Annotated in this window: 14 protein-coding genes; 9 read left to right on the forward strand and 5 right to left on the reverse strand. The window is 67.2% G+C overall.

Annotated features, from left to right (window positions below; all coding sequences use genetic code 11):
* Positions 1-77: 77 nt before the first annotated feature.
* Together ASF98_RS10840 and hutG are read left to right on the forward strand one after the other, a co-directional pair.
* Positions 78-1,520: an NCS2 family permease gene (locus ASF98_RS10840; RefSeq protein WP_055801367.1), complete on the forward strand. Its 1,443-nt coding sequence runs from the start codon at positions 78-80 to the stop codon at positions 1,518-1,520.
* Between the two features lie 108 nt (positions 1,521-1,628).
* Positions 1,629-2,615, forward strand: a complete 987-nt coding sequence (gene hutG, locus ASF98_RS10845) for a formimidoylglutamase (RefSeq protein WP_055801370.1) — start codon at positions 1,629-1,631, stop codon at positions 2,613-2,615.
* 15 nt (positions 2,616-2,630) lie between these two features.
* Here the strand turns inward: hutG and ASF98_RS10850 are convergent, their stop codons facing one another.
* Positions 2,631-4,613, reverse strand: a complete 1,983-nt coding sequence (locus tag ASF98_RS10850; protein ID WP_055801373.1) for a hypothetical protein — start codon at positions 4,611-4,613, stop codon at positions 2,631-2,633.
* Positions 4,614-4,746: 133 nt separating this feature from the next.
* Complete coding sequence (locus tag ASF98_RS10855; RefSeq protein ID WP_055801376.1) at positions 4,747-5,490, reverse strand: FadR/GntR family transcriptional regulator; 744 nt, start codon at positions 5,488-5,490, stop codon at positions 4,747-4,749.
* A 213-nt stretch (positions 5,491-5,703) separates the two neighbouring features.
* Between ASF98_RS10855 and ASF98_RS10860 the strand changes: the two genes are divergently transcribed.
* The 7 genes from ASF98_RS10860 to ASF98_RS10890 all read left to right on the forward strand — a co-directional run bounded on the left by ASF98_RS10860 (position 5,704) and on the right by ASF98_RS10890 (position 12,380).
* On the forward strand, positions 5,704-7,068 hold the full coding sequence (locus ASF98_RS10860) for an MFS transporter (RefSeq protein ID WP_055801379.1): 1,365 nt from the start codon (positions 5,704-5,706) through the stop codon (positions 7,066-7,068).
* A gap of 130 nt (positions 7,069-7,198) precedes the next feature.
* A complete protein-coding gene (locus ASF98_RS10865; protein WP_055801381.1) occupies positions 7,199-8,974 on the forward strand; it encodes a dihydroxyacetone kinase family protein in 1,776 nt (591 codons plus the stop codon).
* On the forward strand, positions 8,971-9,441 hold the full coding sequence (locus tag ASF98_RS10870; RefSeq protein WP_055801384.1) for a ribose-5-phosphate isomerase: 471 nt from the start codon (positions 8,971-8,973) through the stop codon (positions 9,439-9,441). Before ASF98_RS10865 ends, ASF98_RS10870 begins: the two co-directional genes overlap by 4 nt.
* On the forward strand, positions 9,425-10,261 hold the full coding sequence (locus ASF98_RS10875) for a triose-phosphate isomerase family protein (RefSeq protein WP_235505815.1): 837 nt from the start codon (positions 9,425-9,427) through the stop codon (positions 10,259-10,261). The genes ASF98_RS10870 and ASF98_RS10875 overlap by 17 nt, the downstream gene beginning before the upstream one ends.
* The gene (locus tag ASF98_RS10880; RefSeq protein WP_082506795.1) at positions 10,258-11,106 is read left to right on the forward strand and encodes a sugar phosphate isomerase/epimerase family protein; all 849 of its coding nucleotides are present in this window, start codon (positions 10,258-10,260) and stop codon (positions 11,104-11,106) included. The genes ASF98_RS10875 and ASF98_RS10880 overlap by 4 nt, the downstream gene beginning before the upstream one ends.
* 1 nt (position 11,107) lies before the next feature.
* Positions 11,108-11,968: a phosphogluconate dehydrogenase C-terminal domain-containing protein gene (locus ASF98_RS10885; RefSeq protein WP_055801390.1), complete on the forward strand. Its 861-nt coding sequence runs from the start codon at positions 11,108-11,110 to the stop codon at positions 11,966-11,968.
* A gap of 178 nt (positions 11,969-12,146) precedes the next feature.
* Positions 12,147-12,380 (forward strand): hypothetical protein, encoded by a 234-nt coding sequence (locus ASF98_RS10890; RefSeq protein ID WP_055801392.1) that lies wholly within the window; start codon positions 12,147-12,149, stop codon positions 12,378-12,380.
* Between the two features lie 35 nt (positions 12,381-12,415).
* On the opposite strand, the gene ASF98_RS10895 is transcribed toward ASF98_RS10890, so the two are convergent.
* The 3 genes from ASF98_RS10895 to ASF98_RS10905 all read right to left on the reverse strand — a co-directional run bounded on the left by ASF98_RS10895 (position 12,416) and on the right by ASF98_RS10905 (position 16,206).
* Entirely contained in the window at positions 12,416-12,652 is a 237-nt protein-coding gene (locus tag ASF98_RS10895; protein ID WP_055801395.1) for a hypothetical protein, read from the reverse strand.
* Between the two features lie 165 nt (positions 12,653-12,817).
* On the reverse strand, positions 12,818-14,410 hold the full coding sequence (gene hutH / locus ASF98_RS10900; protein WP_055801398.1) for a histidine ammonia-lyase: 1,593 nt from the start codon (positions 14,408-14,410) through the stop codon (positions 12,818-12,820).
* A gap of 98 nt (positions 14,411-14,508) precedes the next feature.
* Positions 14,509-16,206, reverse strand: a complete 1,698-nt coding sequence (locus ASF98_RS10905; RefSeq protein ID WP_055802420.1) for a urocanate hydratase — start codon at positions 16,204-16,206, stop codon at positions 14,509-14,511.
* Positions 16,207-16,323 lie beyond the last annotated feature (117 nt).

Consider the following 16,323-nt stretch of genomic DNA (forward strand, 5'->3'; position numbering starts at 1 on the left):
CTAGGCGAAATCGCGGGGTCGCAACCCGCCAACCTACTAGGATTCAAGTAATCCCCAATACTCTCCCCGGAGGACTAATGCTTAAGCAGGGCTCTGCACTGGACCGGTACTTCAAGATATCCGAGCGGGGGTCAAACTACTCCCGCGAGATCCGCGGAGGCTTTGCCACCTTCTTCGCCATGAGCTACATCGTGGTGCTGAACCCCCTGATCCTCTCCGGACCGGACTCCAGCGGCGCAGTCCTGGGCTTCCCGGCCGTCGCGGCGGTCACCGCCTTTGCCGCGGGCATCCTCACCATCCTCATGGGCGCCTGGGCCAAGCACCCGTTCGCCATGGCCACCGGACTGGGCGTCAACGCCTTCGTGGCGGTCACAGTCGCCACGAATCCGGGCCTGACCTGGCCGGACATGATGGGCCTGGTGGTCCTCTCCGGCGTCACGATGCTGATCCTGGTCCTCACCGGCTTCCGGACCGCGGTGTTCAAGGCCGTCCCGGACGGCCTCAAGACGGCCATCGTGGTGGGCATCGGCCTGTTCATTGCCCTGATCGGCCTGGTCAACGCCGGGTTCGTGCGCCGCATCCCGGACGCAGCCGGCACCACCGTCCCGGTGGGGCTGGGCTTCGACGGCAAGCTCCTGGGCTGGCCCACCGTGGTGTTCGTCTTCGGGCTCATCCTGACCATCGGCCTGCTGGTCCGCAAGGTCAAGGGCGCCATCCTTATCGGCATCATCGCCTCCACCATCCTGGCCGTCATCCTGGAATTCACCCTGCACATCGGCCCGAGCTTCGACGGCAAGAACGTCAACCCGCAGGGCTGGTCCCTGGTGGCACCGAAGTTCACCGAGTGGGCAGCACCGGACCTGTCGCTGATCGGCAAGGCCAACCCCATCGGCGCGTTCGAACACCTCGGCTTCGTGGCCGCAACCCTGCTGGCCTTCGTGATCCTGCTCAGCATCTTCTTCGACGCCATGGGCACCATGGTGGGCCTGGCCAACGAGGCCGGCACCGTGGACAAGGACGGCAACATCCCCAACGTGGACCGCGTCCTGCAGGTCGACGCGCTCGGCGCGATCGTTGGCGGCGGCGCGTCCGTCTCCTCCAACCAGATCTACGTCGAATCCGGCGCCGGCATCGGTGAGGGCGCACGCACCGGCCTGGCCTCGATCGTTACGGGCCTGCTCTTCCTGGTGGCCATGTTCTTCACGCCGCTCATCAACCTGGTCCCGTTCGAGGCCGTGGCGCCCGCCCTCGTGGTGGTGGGCTTCATGATGGTGGCCCAGGTGGGCAAGATCGACTGGCAGGACTGGGGCATCGCCATTCCCGCGTTCCTCACGTTCACGCTGATGCCGTTCACCTACTCGATCGCGAATGGCCTGGGCGCCGGCTTCATCGCCTACGTACTGATCCGCACGTTCCAGGGCCGCGCCCGCGACGTCCACCCGCTGATGTGGGCCGTGGCCGCCGCGTTCCTGCTGTTCTTCGGCATCGGCCCCATCGAGCAGGCGCTGGGCGTCCTGTAGTCCGGTTTTCTCCCGCCGAGGGGGCATTTAAGCGCGGTGTCCGGGATTTGGGACAGTCCGACGGCGGCGGGGCTGGTTTTCGGGGCTCCGCTGCGGTGAGCTTGATGTATGCCGCATACAGCCCTCACAGTCGATAGTCCGCCGCTCACCTGGCGGGGCCGGTTCGATGGCGACGGCGCCGAGCACCGCCGCTGGTGGCAGGCCGTCCAGCCGTACCGCCACGGTCCTGTTGCTCCGCTGCCGGAGCACCTGCCGACCGGCACGCCGGAGCCAGGCCACCGTCCTTCCGTCATTCTAGGATTCAGCAGCGACGCGGGAGTGGTGCGCAACAAGGGCAGGGTGGGCGCAGCCGCGGCCCCCGCCGCCATCCGGGCCGCCCTGGGGCCGCTCGCGTTCCACCTCCCCCGCGAGGTGTTCGACGCCGGTGATGTGACCGTCAGGGACGGCGCGCTGGAGGCCGGGCAGGCCCGCGCCGGGCTGGCCGTTACGGAAATGCTCGACGCCGGCAACCTCACCGTGCTGCTCGGCGGCGGCCACGAGACCGCGTTCGCCAGCTATCTTGGCGTGGCCGGTTCCGACGCCGTCCGCAGCGGGCGGCGCCTGGGCGTGCTGAACCTGGACGCCCACTTCGACCTCCGCGACGCCCCTGAGCCATCCTCCGGCACACCCTTCCTCCAGATGGCCAGGGCGGAGGAAGCCGCCGAACGAAAACTGAACTACGCCGTCGTCGGAATCTCAGAGCCCAACAACACCCGGGTGCTCTTCAAAACCGCCGAACGGCTGGGCGTGAAGTATCTTCTCGACGAGGACTGCTCGGCCGAAGCAACCCGGCAGTTCGTCGCCGACTTCCTGGACACCGTGGACGTGCTCTACCTGACCATCGACCTGGATGTACTGCCTGCCGCCGTGGCGCCGGGGGTCAGCGCGCCGGCCGCCTTCGGGGTCCCGCTGCCGGTGATCAGCGCAGTGTGCCGCCAGGTGGCTGCCAGCGGGAAACTGCTCCACCTGGACGTGGCCGAGCTGAACCCGAAGTTCGACATCGACCAGCGCACGGCCAAGGTGGCCGCGCGGCTGGTCAACACCCTGCTGGGCTAGGCCCCTCGCCTGTCGTCAGGCACTGAAGGTGACGACGGCGGCGGACCACGGTCCCAGCGTTACCGTCAGGGCGCCGTCGTCCGCTGATGATGCGTCCGCTTGAGCGGCGTCAGCCCGGGCGCCTGCAGCGGCACCGATGACCGTCACGTCCGCCTCCCCCGGAGCGGCACTGGCAGCTGCCCCCTGCGGAAGCGTGAGCCGGGCCGTGGACTCGCGGGGACTGAGGTTGCCCAGGAACAGCTGCAGGCCGGCGTCCGACTGGACCGGGTAGACCGTCACGGGGCTCTTACCTGCCGCCCGTTGCGACTGCACGGGTGTAGCGGCCAGCACCGGATCGCCCTTGCACGCCGCGAGCTTCTGCAGCAGCTCCCCTGCGGGGTTAAGGGTCCCGCCCGCGGCCGTGATGCCCCGGGGCGGTCCTGCTTCGAAGTACGTCACGGAAGCCACGCCTTCCACTGTCAGGGCGTGGAGGCTGGCCAAGGTCCAGGCAGCGGTGAAGCTGTGGTCCTGGAGCTCGTCGCCCTCCGCATGCTGGTCCGGGCCGTGAAGTCGGGGCTTGAGCGTGATGGGTCCGACGTGGACAGGACGCCCTTCCCCAAGCTTCAGGGCGTTTGCGGCGGCAAGACGCTGGACCGGGACGGTCTCCACGATGTGGGGAATTTCCGTGCTGTGCACCTGCGGCGCGAGGCTGAAGGTCAGGGCATCGGCGTCTTTTGGAACGGGGCTGCCGGCACCGCTGCCGCCGCCGCTGCCGGCAATCCACCGGTTGAGTTCAGTGAAATGCGAGCGGGTGCCTGCCAGCAACTGGCCGCTGAAACCAGTCTCGTTGAGCGAAGCCTTCAGTGCGTCAAACGCTGCCGGATCGGTGCACTGCGTCGCGGGGCGGAACAGTCCCAGCCGGACGATTCGGGACAGCGATCCGCCCAAGGCGCTGCTGAGCGCTTCCGCCACACCGTCGGCCGAGTCCGACACCACCCGCACGTCCAAGGCGGCTCCGTGGCGGTCCGCCTCCCGGGCTGCGGCGGCAAGCTTGGCAGGCCATGCTTCCTGGGGTTCGTACAGTTCCACCAGGATGGCGTCGAGGCCCGGCAGCTGCGGGCCGTTGTGGGCGTCCCCGGTGTTCCCGGTGTCGGCTGAGTCCACGGACAATGCCAGCGCCGGAACCGTTCCCACCGGCCCGCCCACCGCAAAAGCCGCCTGCTCGTGGCTCTCGCGGACGGGGTTGTCCGGCGTCTCGATGCTCAGGGCTTCGATGCTGACCGACTGGTTCACGGTGTCCCCCACGGCAACGTCCACGGGAGTGGGCAGCGCCGAGGGGGTGCTGTAGGTCTTGAAGGAACCGTCGCTCCAGTTCCGCTGGTCCTCGGTTTCGAAGATGTCTCCGGAGAAGCCAAGGTCGAAGGCGGTTCCGGCGTCGGCCCATTCGAGCGAGGAGATGTCCGTGAACACCAGGTCGGGCCTGATGTCGGTGGGAAAGGCCCCGCTGGCGACATTGCCGTCCGGCGACACCACGCTGACGTCCCGCCCGGCTTCGCTGGTGGGATGGAGCACCACCAGACCGATCCGGTTGCGGCGGAACGCCGCCTTCGCCCGGCCGGAGAACGACACCTCAACGATGGCCGGGGTGACCCGCAGCATCAGCATGCCCTCGTAGGCCAGGGTGCCAGTGCCGGGTGCCGCGTAGTCAACGTGGATGCGGAGGCTGACGCCGTCGTCGTCCTTCAGTTCCTCAATGTCCCGCACCGACGGCGCCAAGGTGCGCCACTCGTGGTCCCGCACCACCGCCTTGATGGCACGGAGAACCGGCCGGCCGCCGTAGCTGATGTTCGCCAGTTCGTCCCCGACCAGCTCCGCCGTCCAGACGCCCACAGCGAGCTTCCGGATCTGCGGATCGAGGCGACGCTCGAGTGCGGGGCGGGGATCGGAATCCGCTGCGGCGGACGGTACTGCGGCGGACAGTGTTGCGGGGTGCAGGGTTGCGGAGGGCTCGGTAGACACGGGAAGCTGCTCTCTGGTGGCTGGTGACTGCGCCCAGCTGACCCCGGGCCGGTCCTGTGGATTTGACCATATCGGAAGAGGCCCGGAGGCTCAATGGCCGTCCGTCAACGCCTGCTGTGCGGCTAGTGTGCGCCTACTGCGCGGCGTCATATCCTGCCAGCAGGCGGCGGGACGCGGTGCCCATGTGGGAAGCCATGGCATCGGTCACCGCGGCGGCGTCGCGCTTTTCGAGGGCCGTAAAGATGGCACGGTGCTCCGCAAGCGCTGCGGCGGCATGCCCTTCGTCCGTGAGGGCGCGATCAACCCAGATCCGCAGCAGCGAGCGGATGCTCTGGAGGAGTTCCTGCAGCACCTGGTTTCCGGAGCTGGTGGCAATTTCCTTATGGAAGGCGGCATCGGCTTCGACGAATGCCGCCAGGTTGCCCAGGTTCTTCTCCATGGAGTCGAGGTTGGCTCGCATTCGCGCCAGGGACTCGTCGGTAATCCTGGCCGCGGCGAGCTGGCCGGCCTGCACCTCAAGGCCGCTGCGTAGTTCGATGAGCTCACGGGTCCTGGGCTCGCCCAGCATGAGCCCCCAGCTGAGGGTCCGGGGCAGGAGCTCCGAAACGCCGTCGCGCAGGTACGTTCCCGAGCCCGGACGGACAATGACGATGCCCAAAATTTCCAGTGCGGCCAGGGCTTCACGCACGGCCGAGCGCCCCACTCCGAGCGAGGCGGCCAGCTGGCGCTCGGCGGGGAGGCGGGTTCCGGCGGCGATGTCGCCGCTGGTGAAGTAGGCCATCAGCCTCTCGGCGACCTCGGAGACGACAGAACCCTGCCCCATGGAACCAAGCGCGGCACTGATTTTGGCCGACGAGGCGGCGGAGTTTACGGACACACTCCCAGCGTAGCAACCACACGCGGGCAGGCATGGTCCGGCACGTCACGAAAAAAGCCAATCAGTCAACCGGTTGACCAATTCAGCTTTCCGGCCTTATGGTGGAAGTCACAGGCCTAGCCCCACTTGATACGCCCCCGCCGCTAAGCCTCGAAACCAGCCCCACGCCTCCAGCGCAGGATGCGGCCGGGACATCAACCTCTAGGAGTCAACGTGGACACCACACAATCGGTGGTCGAAAAATCTGCAATCAGGAAAGTGGCGATCCGGCTGGTGCCGTTCGTCGCCCTGATGTTCTTCATCAACTACCTTGACCGGACGGCCATCTCCTTCGCCGGCCCCAACGGCATGAACAACGACCTGGCCCTCTCGGCGGCACAGTTCGGTTTCGCCTCCGGCGTCTTCTTCATCGGCTACATCCTGCTGGAAGTTCCCAGCAACCTGGCACTGCACAAGTTCGGCGCCCGCCGCTGGCTTGCCCGCATCATGGTCAGCTGGGGCATCGTCTCCCTGCTGTTCACCTGGGTGGGCAACGTGGAACAGCTCTACGTCCTCCGGTTCATCCTGGGCGTGGCCGAGGCTGGCTTCTTCCCCGGCGCCATCCTGTTCCTGAGCCTGTGGGTTCCTTCCCGGCACCGCAGCAAGATCCTGGCACTGTTCTACTTGGCCCAGCCGCTCACCACCGTGATCGGTGCCCCGCTGGCCGGCCTCCTCATCCAGCAGCACGGGCTCTTCGGACTCGCCGGCTGGCGCGTCATGTTCTTCGGCGTGGCCATCCCCGCCATCATCGTCGGCGTCATCGCGTGGTTCTACCTGGCCGATTCCCCCGCCAAGGCCAAGTGGCTGACCCAGGAGGAAAAGACCTGGCTGACCGGCGCGCTGGAGAAGGAAAAGAACGAAACCGCTGCCAGCAACAAGCACGTAAGCGTCCGCACTGTCTTCGGCAACGGCCGGGTCTGGATGCTCTCCGCGATCTACTTCGGCTTCATCTACGGCCTGTATGCCCTCGGCTTCTTCCTGCCCACCATCATCGCGGGCTTCGAAGGCATCTACGGCACCAAGTTCGACGTCTTCCAGAAGGGCCTGATCACCGCAATCCCGTACCTGCCCGCGGCGTTCGCACTGTACTTCTGGTCCAAGGACGCCAGCAGGCGCGGCGTCAAGACCTGGCACATCGCACTCCCCGCCCTCATCGGCGGCCTGAGCATCCCGCTGGCACTGTTCGCCGGCTCGCCGGCGGCCACTATCGCCGTCATCACCATCACGGCCATGTCCATCTTCGCCGCCCTGCCCAACTTCTGGACGGTACCCACCCAGTTCCTCACCGGCGCAGCAGCAGCTGCAGGCATCGCCCTGATCAACACCGTGGGCAACCTGGCCGGCTTCAGCGCCGGGTACGTCACCGGCTGGCTCAAGGACCTCACCGGAGGGTACACGGTGCCGATGTTCGTCGTCGGCGGCTTCATGCTCCTGTCCTCCATCCTCATGGTGGTGCTGAGCCGCTCCGGCAAGGTCAGCGAAGGCGTCCCGGCCGAGGCACTGGACCCGGCAGGAGCCGGACACCACTCCGAGCCATAACAGCCCGAGCCGTAACAGCCCGAGCCGTAACAAGCCCGGGGGCGTCCCCCTTGCCCGGGGACGCCCCCGCTCCAACCCGCCCATCCGCCCCACCCCGAACGACTTCCTTAGTTAGGCCCAGGAGCTTCCCATGACCCGCCTGTTCAATGAACCAGCAGCTTTCGCTGACGAGATGATCGAAGGCTTCGTAGCCTCCCACGGCCGCTGGGTGAAGCGTGTCTCCGGCGGCGTCGTCCGCAACACCAAGAGCACCCCGGACACGGTGGCGCTGGTGATCGGCGGCGGCTCCGGCCACTACCCGGCCTTCGCCGGCCTGGTGGGGCAGGGCCTGGCGCACGGCGCCGCCATGGGCAACCTCTTCGCCTCCCCCTCCGCGCAGCAGGTCTACAACGTGGCGAAAGCCTCCAACAACGGCGCCGGCGTCCTGCTGGGCTACGGCAACTACGCCGGGGACGTCCTGCACTTCAACCAGGCTCAGGACCGCCTCCGCAAGGATGGCATCGACTGCCGCAGCATTGCCGTCACCGACGACGTCTCCTCCGCCCCGCTTGCCGAACGCACCAAGCGCCGCGGCATCGCCGGGGACCTGACCGTATTCAAGGTGGCTGCCGCAGCCGCCGAGGCCGGCCACTCGATGGACGACGTCGTGGCCATCGCCGAGCGCGCCAACGACCGCACCCGTTCCTTCGGCGTCGCTTTCACCGGCTGCACCCTGCCGGGCGCCGACCACCCGCTCTTCTCCGTCCCCGAGGGCCGGATGGCCGTGGGTATGGGCATCCACGGTGAGCCCGGCATCGGTGAGACGGACATCCCGACGGCGGATGAACTCGCCGAACTGCTGGTCGCCAAGCTCCTCACCGAAGTCCCTGAAGGTGTCCGGACTTCCACCGGCGCCCGCGTGGTTCCGATCCTTAACGGCCTGGGCAGCGTCAAGTACGAAGAGCTGTTCGTGGTCTACCGCCGCGTCGCCCAGCTGCTGGCCGACGCCGGCCTGGAAGCCGTGGACCCGCAGGTCGGCGAGCTCGTGACCAGCTTCGACATGGCGGGCACCTCCCTGACCCTCTTCTGGCTCGACGACGAACTCGAGACCCTCTGGAACGCCCCCGCCGACGCTCCCGCCTTCCGCCGGGGCGCCGTTACGGCCGCCGCTTTGGACACGTCGGACGCAACTGAACTGCACGACGTCGAGCTTTCCATCCCGGAAGCGACGGCAGAGTCCCGCGCCGGCGCCGTCCGGGTCCTCGCAGCGCTCGGTGCCGCGAAGAACGTGGTGGACGCCAATGCCGACGAACTGGGCCGGATCGACGCGATCGCCGGCGACGGCGACCACGGCATCGGCATGGAACGCGGCGTCCGCGCCGCCGTCGACGCCGCACGTGACGCCGTCGCCCGCGGCGCCGGGGCCGCCACCACCCTGCACTTCGCCGCAGACGCCTGGGCCGACAAGGCCGGCGGCACGTCCGGCGCCCTCTGGGGCATGGCCCTGCGGGCCGTCGGTGACGCCGTGGGTGACACCAAAGCCCCCGACGCCGGTGCTGTCGCTGCCGGAGTAGCCGGTGCCGCGTTCGCGATCATGGACTTCGGCAAGGCCAAGCCCGGGGATAAGACCCTGGTGGACGTCCTGGTCCCGTTCCGCGACGCCCTCACTGCGGGCGTGAACGCCGGCATGTCCCTCACCGAGGCCTGGGGCGCCGCTGCCACCGTTGCGCAGCAGGCCGCCGAAGACACCGCCCAGTTGCTCCCCCTCATGGGCCGCGCCCGCCCGCACGCCGAGAAGAGCCTGGGCACCCCGGACGCCGGAGCGGTGTCCATGGCACTGATCGTCCGGGCAATCCACAACACGCTTACCGAGAACACTTCCGCCAAGAACACCCTCAGCAACAACACAGTCAAGGAGAACGCATGAGCGCCAAACTGCGCCTGGTCATCGGGGCCGACGACGCCGGATTCGAATACAAGGAAGCCCTGAAGGCTGACCTGGAGGCCTCCGAGCTGGTCGAATCCGTGACCGACGTCGGGGTGGACGCCACCAGCCACACCCCCTACCCGTCCGTGGCCATCGCCGCCGCCGAACTCATCGCAGCCAGCAAGGCCGACCGTGCCCTGCTGGTCTGCGGCACCGGCCTAGGTGTGGCCATCGCCGCGAACAAGGTCCCCGGCGTCCGCGCCGTCACCGCGCACGACAGCTTCTCCGTGGAACGCTCGGTCCTGAGCAACAACGCCCAGGTCCTCACCTTCGGCCAGCGCGTCGTCGGCCTGGAACTCGCCCGCCGGCTCGCCCGCGAATGGCTCACCTATACCTTCGACGAGACCTCCGCCTCGGCCGAAAAAGTCACCCTGATTAAGGACTATGAAGGTGTCACTTCCTGCTAAGAGTGCTTCGGCCAGCGCCGAAGACACAACGCCACAAGCGACGGCCATCATCGGCGTCAGCCTGAAGATGTACTTCGGCTACCAGCGCTCGCTCGACTACTGCCGCGACGTGGCGACCATCGCGTTCGCCCACCCGGCAGTCCAGAGCGGCGACATCGAACTGTTCGTGCTGCCCACCCTGCCGGTGCTGCCCGAAGCGGCCCGCATCCTGGGCGCGGCCGGTGCCGCCGCCGGAGCCCAGGACATCTTCTGGGAAGACGAAGGCGCGTTCACCGGCGAGGTGGGCGGCAAGACGGTGGCCGAACTCGGCGGCCGCTACGCCGAAGTTGGCCATGCCGAACGCCGCCGGATCTTCGGCGAGGACGACAGGATCATCGGGCTCAAGACTGCCGCCGCCTACCGCAACGGACTGACCCCGGTCCTGTGCGTCGGCGAACTCAACGCCGGTTCGCCGGAGGAGGCCATCGCCCGGTGCAGCGCCGAGCTCGACGCCGCCCTGAACCGCGCGCAGTCCCTGGGACCGGCCGGACGCACCATCGTGGCGTACGAGCCGCAGTGGGCCATCGGCGCCCCCGAGCCGGCGTCGCCGGAGTACATCAGCGCCGTCATCACCGGCCTGGACGCGCACCTGCGAACTTTGCCCGGCCAGTCGGACAGCCGGGTGATCTACGGCGGCAGTGCAGGCCCCGGCCTGATCACGGAACTGGACACCGCCGTCGCCGGCCTGTTCCTGGGCCGGTTCGCCCACGATCCCAAGGCGCTCAAGACCATCCTGGACGAGACCGCCGCACGGCTTGCCGCGAAGAAGGTGGCCGCATGAGCGCGCCCGCCAACGCCATCAGCGGCCCGGGCTCAAGAATTGGCAAGGTTTCACGGATTGGACTGAGCAGCTACGCGTACTTCTGGCAGCTCTCGGACCAGGTGTCCGAACCGCTCAGCATCCACCAGGCGCTGGAACGGACAGCTGCCCTGGGTGTGGATCTCTTCCAGATCTGCGACTACGCCCCGCTGGAAGCCATGACCGACGCCGAACTGGAAGCCGTCCGCGCCACCGCGGACTCGCTGGGCGTAGCGCTGGAGCTCGGCACCAAAGGCATCCGGCCCGAGCACCTGCGGAAATTCCTGCACATCGCCGGCATCCTGGGCTCGCCCCTGCTGCGCACCATGTTCAACGCCCCGGGCCACACCCCGACGGCGGAGGAAGCGGTGGCGATCTTCAAGGAAGTGCTGCCGGAGTTCGAGGCCGCCGGGGTGAAGATCGCGGTGGAAACCTACGAACAGGTCCCCACCTCCCGCATCCTGGAGGTCATCCGCAGAGTGGACAGCCCGTACCTGGGCATCTGCAGCGACCCGGCCAACACGGTCGCGGCGCTGGAGATGCCGCGCGAGGTGATTGACGCCGTCGCGCCCTACGTCCTCAACATGCACATCAAAGACTTTGCGTTCAGCCGCAAGGAGGGGTGGGTCGGGTTTACGTACTCCGGCGCTCCCCTCGGCGAAGGCCTTCTCGACTACGACTACATGGCCGGGAAGCTTCAGCCCAAAGAAAGAAGCATCAACCAGATCGTCGAACACTGGCTGCCGTGGCAGGACTCCGAGGCGGAAACCATCCGCCTCGAAAACCAGTGGACCCAGCAAAGCATCGATTTCCTAAGGAGCAAGTGAAATGTCAGCAGAACAATTGACCGTCGCCGTCATCGGAGCCGGTGGCAAAATGGGAATGCGCGTTTCCCGGAACCTCCAGAAGAGCGCCCACACCGTCTTCTACAGCGAGAACTCCCCCGCAGGCCAGGACCGCGTCCGCGCCGAAGGCCGTGAAATCACCTCCACCGACGACGCCGTCAAGGGCGCCGACGTGGTAATCCTCGCCGTCCCGGACACCGTCCTGGGCATCGTGTCCGAAGGCGTCGTCCCCCAGATGAAGGCCGGCGCGATCCTGCTCACCCTGGACCCCGCCGCCGCCTACGCCGGGCTGCTGGCCAAGCGCGACGACGTGGTCCAGTCCGTTGCGCACCCGTGCCACCCGTCCGTGTTCCTGGAGCGCACCACCAAGGAAGAATGGGCCGACACCTTCGGCGGCGAGGGCGCCCCGCAGAACGTGGTCGCCGCGATCGACGAGAACGCACCGGCAGCGACCCGCGATTCAGCCGAGGCCGTCATCCGCACCATCTACGCCCCCGTCATCGACGTGCACTGGGTCACCGTGAAGCAGCTCGCCATCCTGGAACCCACCCTGGTGGAGACCGTGGCCTGCATGATCGGCACCCTGCTCAACGAGGCACTGCACGAGACCGTGCACACCGCCGGCGTCCCGGAGGAGGCTGCCAAGGCAATGCTGTTCGGCCACGTTCAGATCGCCCTGACCAACGCTCTCCGTGGTTCCAACCCGTTCTCCGAGGCCTGCGAAATCGCCATCCAGTACGGCAAGGACACCATCATCAAGGACGACTGGAAGAAAATCTTCGACGACTCCGAGCTGGACGGCGTCATCGCCAAGATGCTGAAGCTGGACGCGGTCAAGCGCTAGACAATCGGCCCTCCACCAGGGCTCGGGCCCCCTGCAGGGCGGCTTAAAAAAGGCTGTCCCTCCGGGCTTCGGCAGAACCGAAACCCGGAGGGACAAATGCCAGACATCTTACCTTTTTTGACAATGCCGGTAGAATGGATCGTGGCCAACCGGCACATCGTTTAGAGAAAGTCATGCAATGAGCTCAGCCATCCTCGAATCCCAGACCAACGTTCGGTCCATCCGACTGACCTTTTCGAGCGCCGAAGAGGTCCACGACGGACTGGAGAGCGCCGTCAAGGAACTCATCGAAGCTGCCGTAGAAGAAGGCAACTGCGGTATCCGCGTAACCCGCCACGAGCCGGGCGCGTTCACCGTGGCCCTGGACGAGTCCGTCCCCTTCGGTGAAACCTACGAGGACATCGCCGCCTAACTACGCGGCTCCGGTCCTGGTCTTAGATCCTGGTCTTAGGTCCTGCGGACCTGCACACCGTCTGACTTCATAAACAGCTGGGATTCCGACGGGCCCGCGGGCACCAGCCAGAGCACGTTTCCGCTCACGGAAATTTCCTCAACTTCACCTGCGGCCACCACATGCGCATGCTTGAGGATTTCCACCCGCTCGCCTGCTTTGAGGTTCCTCCAGTCGGTAACCGTGGCAGCAAATGCCGCCCGCCTGGACAGAACCGTCCCCCGTGCTTTCATTGAACTTCTACCCCTTTGTATATGTTCTTTTGCCACAACATCATTGGTGTGGGCTTCATCACTACATCTTTAGTTCTACTACAATTCCCGGGCCCCCGCCTGTTGTGTCGCGCAGTATTTCGGGGGCACCGGGAAATTGTCATTCTGAATGCATAAAATTCACTTTTAGGCCAGAATCCCGACGGCGGATTCGGCTGCCGCCCGGACCTCGCCAGACGCGACGAGCCGGTCTGCCGCCTCCAGCTCAGGTGACAGGAACCGGTCCGTGCCCGGACCGTCGACGACGTCGCGCAGCGCCGCGATCACTGCCGCGCCGGCCGGCCCCGGAGTCAGTTCCCCACCGGAAAGCTGGGTCCGCATATCGATCGCCCGTGCAGACGTCACCAGTTCTATGGCCAGGACGCGGCGCAGGTTTTCCACGGCTTTCCTGAGCTTCCGGGCCGCGTGCCAGCCCATGGAGACGTGGTCCTCCTGCATCGCGGAGCTCGGGATCGAGTCCACCGACGCCGGGACGGCCAGCCGCTTGTTGTCCGAGACCAGTCCGGCCTGCGTGTACTGCGCGATCATCAGGCCGGAGTCCACTCCGGGATCCGCGGCCAGGAAGGCCGGCAGCCCGTGAGAACGCGCCGGGTCCAGCATGCGGTCCGTGCGGCGTTCAGCAATGGAGCTCAGATCCGCCACGGTAATGGCCAGGAAATCAAGCACATATGCCACCGGTGCGCCATGGAAATTGCCGTTGGAGCTGACCCGGCCGTCCGGCAGGACCACAGGGTTGTCGATGGCGGCTGCCAGCTCGCGCGAGGCCACCAGGGCGGCGTGGTCCACGGTGTCGCGGACGGCCCCGGCCACCTGGGGCGCGCAGCGCAACGAGTAGGCGTCCTGGACCTTGGTGTCGTTGATCCGGTGCGAGGCCACGATCGGCGAGTTGGACAGGACCCGGAGCATGTTGTCCGCGCTTGCGGCCTGGCCCGGGTGCGGCCGGAGGGCTGCATGCAGCTCGGGCAGGAACACCTGGTCCGTGCCGAGCAGCGCCTCGACACTGAGCGCGGCGGTGATGTCCGCCGTCGTAAGCAGCTGGCGGATGTCCGCGATGGCCATCAGGAGCATGCCCAGCATGCCCTCGGTGCCGTTGACCAGCGCCAGGCCCTCCTTCTCGGCGAGCGTGACGGGTTCGATCCCGTGTTCGGCGAGCAACTCGGCGACAGTCCGTTCGCCGCGCCCGCCGTAAGTTACGCCGTCGGGCCCTTCTGCTTCCCCCTCGCCCATGAGTACCAAGGCGCAGTGCGACAGGGGCGCGAGGTCGCCGGAGCATCCGAGCGAGCCGAATTCGCGGACCACCGGCGTGATGCCGGCGTTGAGGACGTCCACCATGGTCTGCAGCACCACGGGGCGGACGCCGGTGCGGCCGGAGGCGAGGGTCTTGGCGCGGAGGAACATGATGCAGCGGACCACTTCGCGTTCCACGGCCGGGCCCATGCCGGCGGCGTGGCTGCGGATCAGGGACTTCTGCAGCTGGGTGCGCAGCTCATTGGGGATGTGCCTGTTGGCCAGCGCACCGAAGCCGGTGGAGATGCCGTAGGCCGGGACCTCGCTGTGCGCGAGGTCGTCGATGTGGGCGCGGACTGTGGCTACCGTGTCGAGGGCTTCCTGCGAGATGGTCACCTTGGCGTCGTGGCGGGCGACGGCGACGACGTCCTCGGGGGTGACGCCGCTGGAGCCGAGGGTGACGGTGAGCGGTTCGTGGGTGGTGAGAGTCATGGTGTTCCTACTTCAATTCTCATCGATTGCTCCGCAGACGCCCTTTTGGTGGCTCAATACGGCGCCTACGGAGCAATCGATGTGGGGTTGGGCCTTGGTTAGCGGGTTTCGTTCATGGGGATGCGGACGCCGCGTTCTTTGGCGACCTCGACGGCGCGGTCGTAGCCGGCGTCGGCGTGGCGGATGACGCCCATGCCGGGGTCGTTGGTGAGCAGGCGCGCGAGCTTTTCCGCGGCGAGCTCGGTGCCATCGGCGACCGAGACCTGTCCGGCGTGGATGGAGCGGCCGATGCCCACGCCGCCGCCGTGGTGGATGGACACCCAGGTGGCACCGGAAGCTGTGTTGAGCAGGGCGTTGAGCAGCGGCCAGTCGGCGATGGCGTCGGAGCCGTCGGCCATGGCTTCGGTCTCGCGGTACGGCGAGGCGACGGAGCCGGAGTCGAGGTGGTCGCGGCCGATCACGATGGGAGCCTTGACCTTGCCTTCCTTGACGAGCTGGTTGAACAGCAGACCGGCCTTGGCGCGTTCGCCGTAGCCCAGCCAGCAGATGCGGGCCGGCAGGCCCTCGAACTCAACGCGCTCAGCCGCGGCGTCGATCCAGCGGTGCAGGTGCTTGTTCTCGGGGAAAAGTTCCTTGATGGCTTTGTCCGTGACGGCGATGTCCTCGGGGTCACCGGAGAGCGCAACCCAGCGGAACGGGCCCAGGCCCTCGCAGAACAGCGGGCGGATGTAGGCCGGGACGAAGCCGGGGAATTCGAAGGCGCGGTTGTAGCCGCCCTTGCGGGCCTCGTCGCGGATGGAGTTGCCGTAGTCGAACACTTCAGCGCCGGCGTCCTGGAACTCCACCATCGCCTGGACGTGCTTGGCCATCGAAGCCTGGGCCTTCTTGGTGAAGCCCTCCGGATCGGCGGCTGCCTCGCGGTGCCATTCCTCCACCGTGATGCCCTCGGGGAGGTAGCTCAGGGGATCGTGCGCGGAGGTCTGGTCCGTGACGATGTCCACCGTGAGCTCGCCGGCGTTGTGACGGCGCAGGATCTCCGGGAAGACCTCTGCGGCGTTGCCGACGTAGCCCACGGACCAGCCGCGGCGCTCTTCCTTGGCTTTGAGCACCTTGGCGATGGCGGCGTCGAGGTCGGTTTCGACCTCGTCGAGGTAGCGCTTGCCGGCGCGGCGACGCAGGTGGCTTTCGTCGACGTCGACAATCAGGCAGGCGCCGTCGTTCAGCGTGACGGCGAGCGGCTGGGCGCCGCCCATGCCGCCGCAGCCGCCAGTGAGGGTCAGGGTGCCGGCGAGCGTGCCGTTCTCGTCCCCGGTGAGTTTGCGGGCGATCGCGGCGAAGGTCTCGAAGGTGCCCTGCAGGATGCCCTGGGTGCCGATGTAGATCCAGGACCCTGCGGTCATCTGGCCGTACATCATCAGGCCCTCGGCCTCGAGCCGGCGGAATTCGGGCCAGTTTGCCCAGTCGCCGACGAGGTTGGAGTTGGCCAGCAGCACGCGCGGCGCCCACTCGTTGGTGCGGAAGACGCCCACCGGCTTGCCGGACTGGACCAGGAGGGTCTCGTCCTTCTCCATGGTTTCCAGGGTGCGGGTGATCGCATCGAACGCGGCCCAGCTGCGAACTGCCCGGCCGGTGCCGCCGTAGACCACCAGGTCATCGGGGCGCTCGGCGACCTCGGGGTCCAGGTTGTTCATCAGCATGCGCAGCGGTGCTTCCGTCTGCCAGCTCTTGGCGGTGAGCTCGGTGCCGCGGGCTGCTTTGACCGGGCGGGCACCGGCGGTGAAATCGGCGGGTGCCATGAGGCGCTCCTTCGTGTGCTTGATGGTTTGTCCGGCGTCCGCCGGCTCGTTGAGGTTCTGTATCAACTAAAGCGTGTCCGCAGCCCCGGAAACAGTGGGTTGAAGCCGGTGCTGTCC

Origin of the sequence: Arthrobacter sp. Leaf337, assembly GCF_001423745.1 — a bacterium.
In the GTDB taxonomy this organism is placed as follows: domain Bacteria; phylum Actinomycetota; class Actinomycetes; order Actinomycetales; family Micrococcaceae; genus Arthrobacter.

What these genes read in the sequence shown, in the direction of transcription:
- ASF98_RS10840 (WP_055801367.1), top strand. Translation starts at nt 78, where the DNA reads ATGCTTAAGCAGGGCTCTGCACTGGACCGGTACTTCAAGATATCCGAG.
- hutG (WP_055801370.1), top strand. Translation starts at nt 1,629, where the DNA reads ATGCCGCATACAGCCCTCACAGTCGATAGTCCGCCGCTCACCTGGCGG.
- ASF98_RS10865 (WP_055801381.1), top strand. Translation starts at nt 7,199, where the DNA reads ATGACCCGCCTGTTCAATGAACCAGCAGCTTTCGCTGACGAGATGATC.
- ASF98_RS10870 (WP_055801384.1), top strand. Translation starts at nt 8,971, where the DNA reads ATGAGCGCCAAACTGCGCCTGGTCATCGGGGCCGACGACGCCGGATTC.
- ASF98_RS10880 (WP_082506795.1), top strand. Translation starts at nt 10,258, where the DNA reads ATGAGCGCGCCCGCCAACGCCATCAGCGGCCCGGGCTCAAGAATTGGC.
- ASF98_RS10885 (WP_055801390.1), top strand. Translation starts at nt 11,108, where the DNA reads ATGTCAGCAGAACAATTGACCGTCGCCGTCATCGGAGCCGGTGGCAAA.
- ASF98_RS10890 (WP_055801392.1), top strand. Translation starts at nt 12,147, where the DNA reads ATGAGCTCAGCCATCCTCGAATCCCAGACCAACGTTCGGTCCATCCGA.
- ASF98_RS10895 (WP_055801395.1), bottom strand. Translation starts at nt 12,652, where the DNA reads ATGAAAGCACGGGGGACGGTTCTGTCCAGGCGGGCGGCATTTGCTGCC.
- hutH (WP_055801398.1), bottom strand. Translation starts at nt 14,410, where the DNA reads ATGACTCTCACCACCCACGAACCGCTCACCGTCACCCTCGGCTCCAGC.
- ASF98_RS10905 (WP_055802420.1), bottom strand. Translation starts at nt 16,206, where the DNA reads ATGGCACCCGCCGATTTCACCGCCGGTGCCCGCCCGGTCAAAGCAGCC.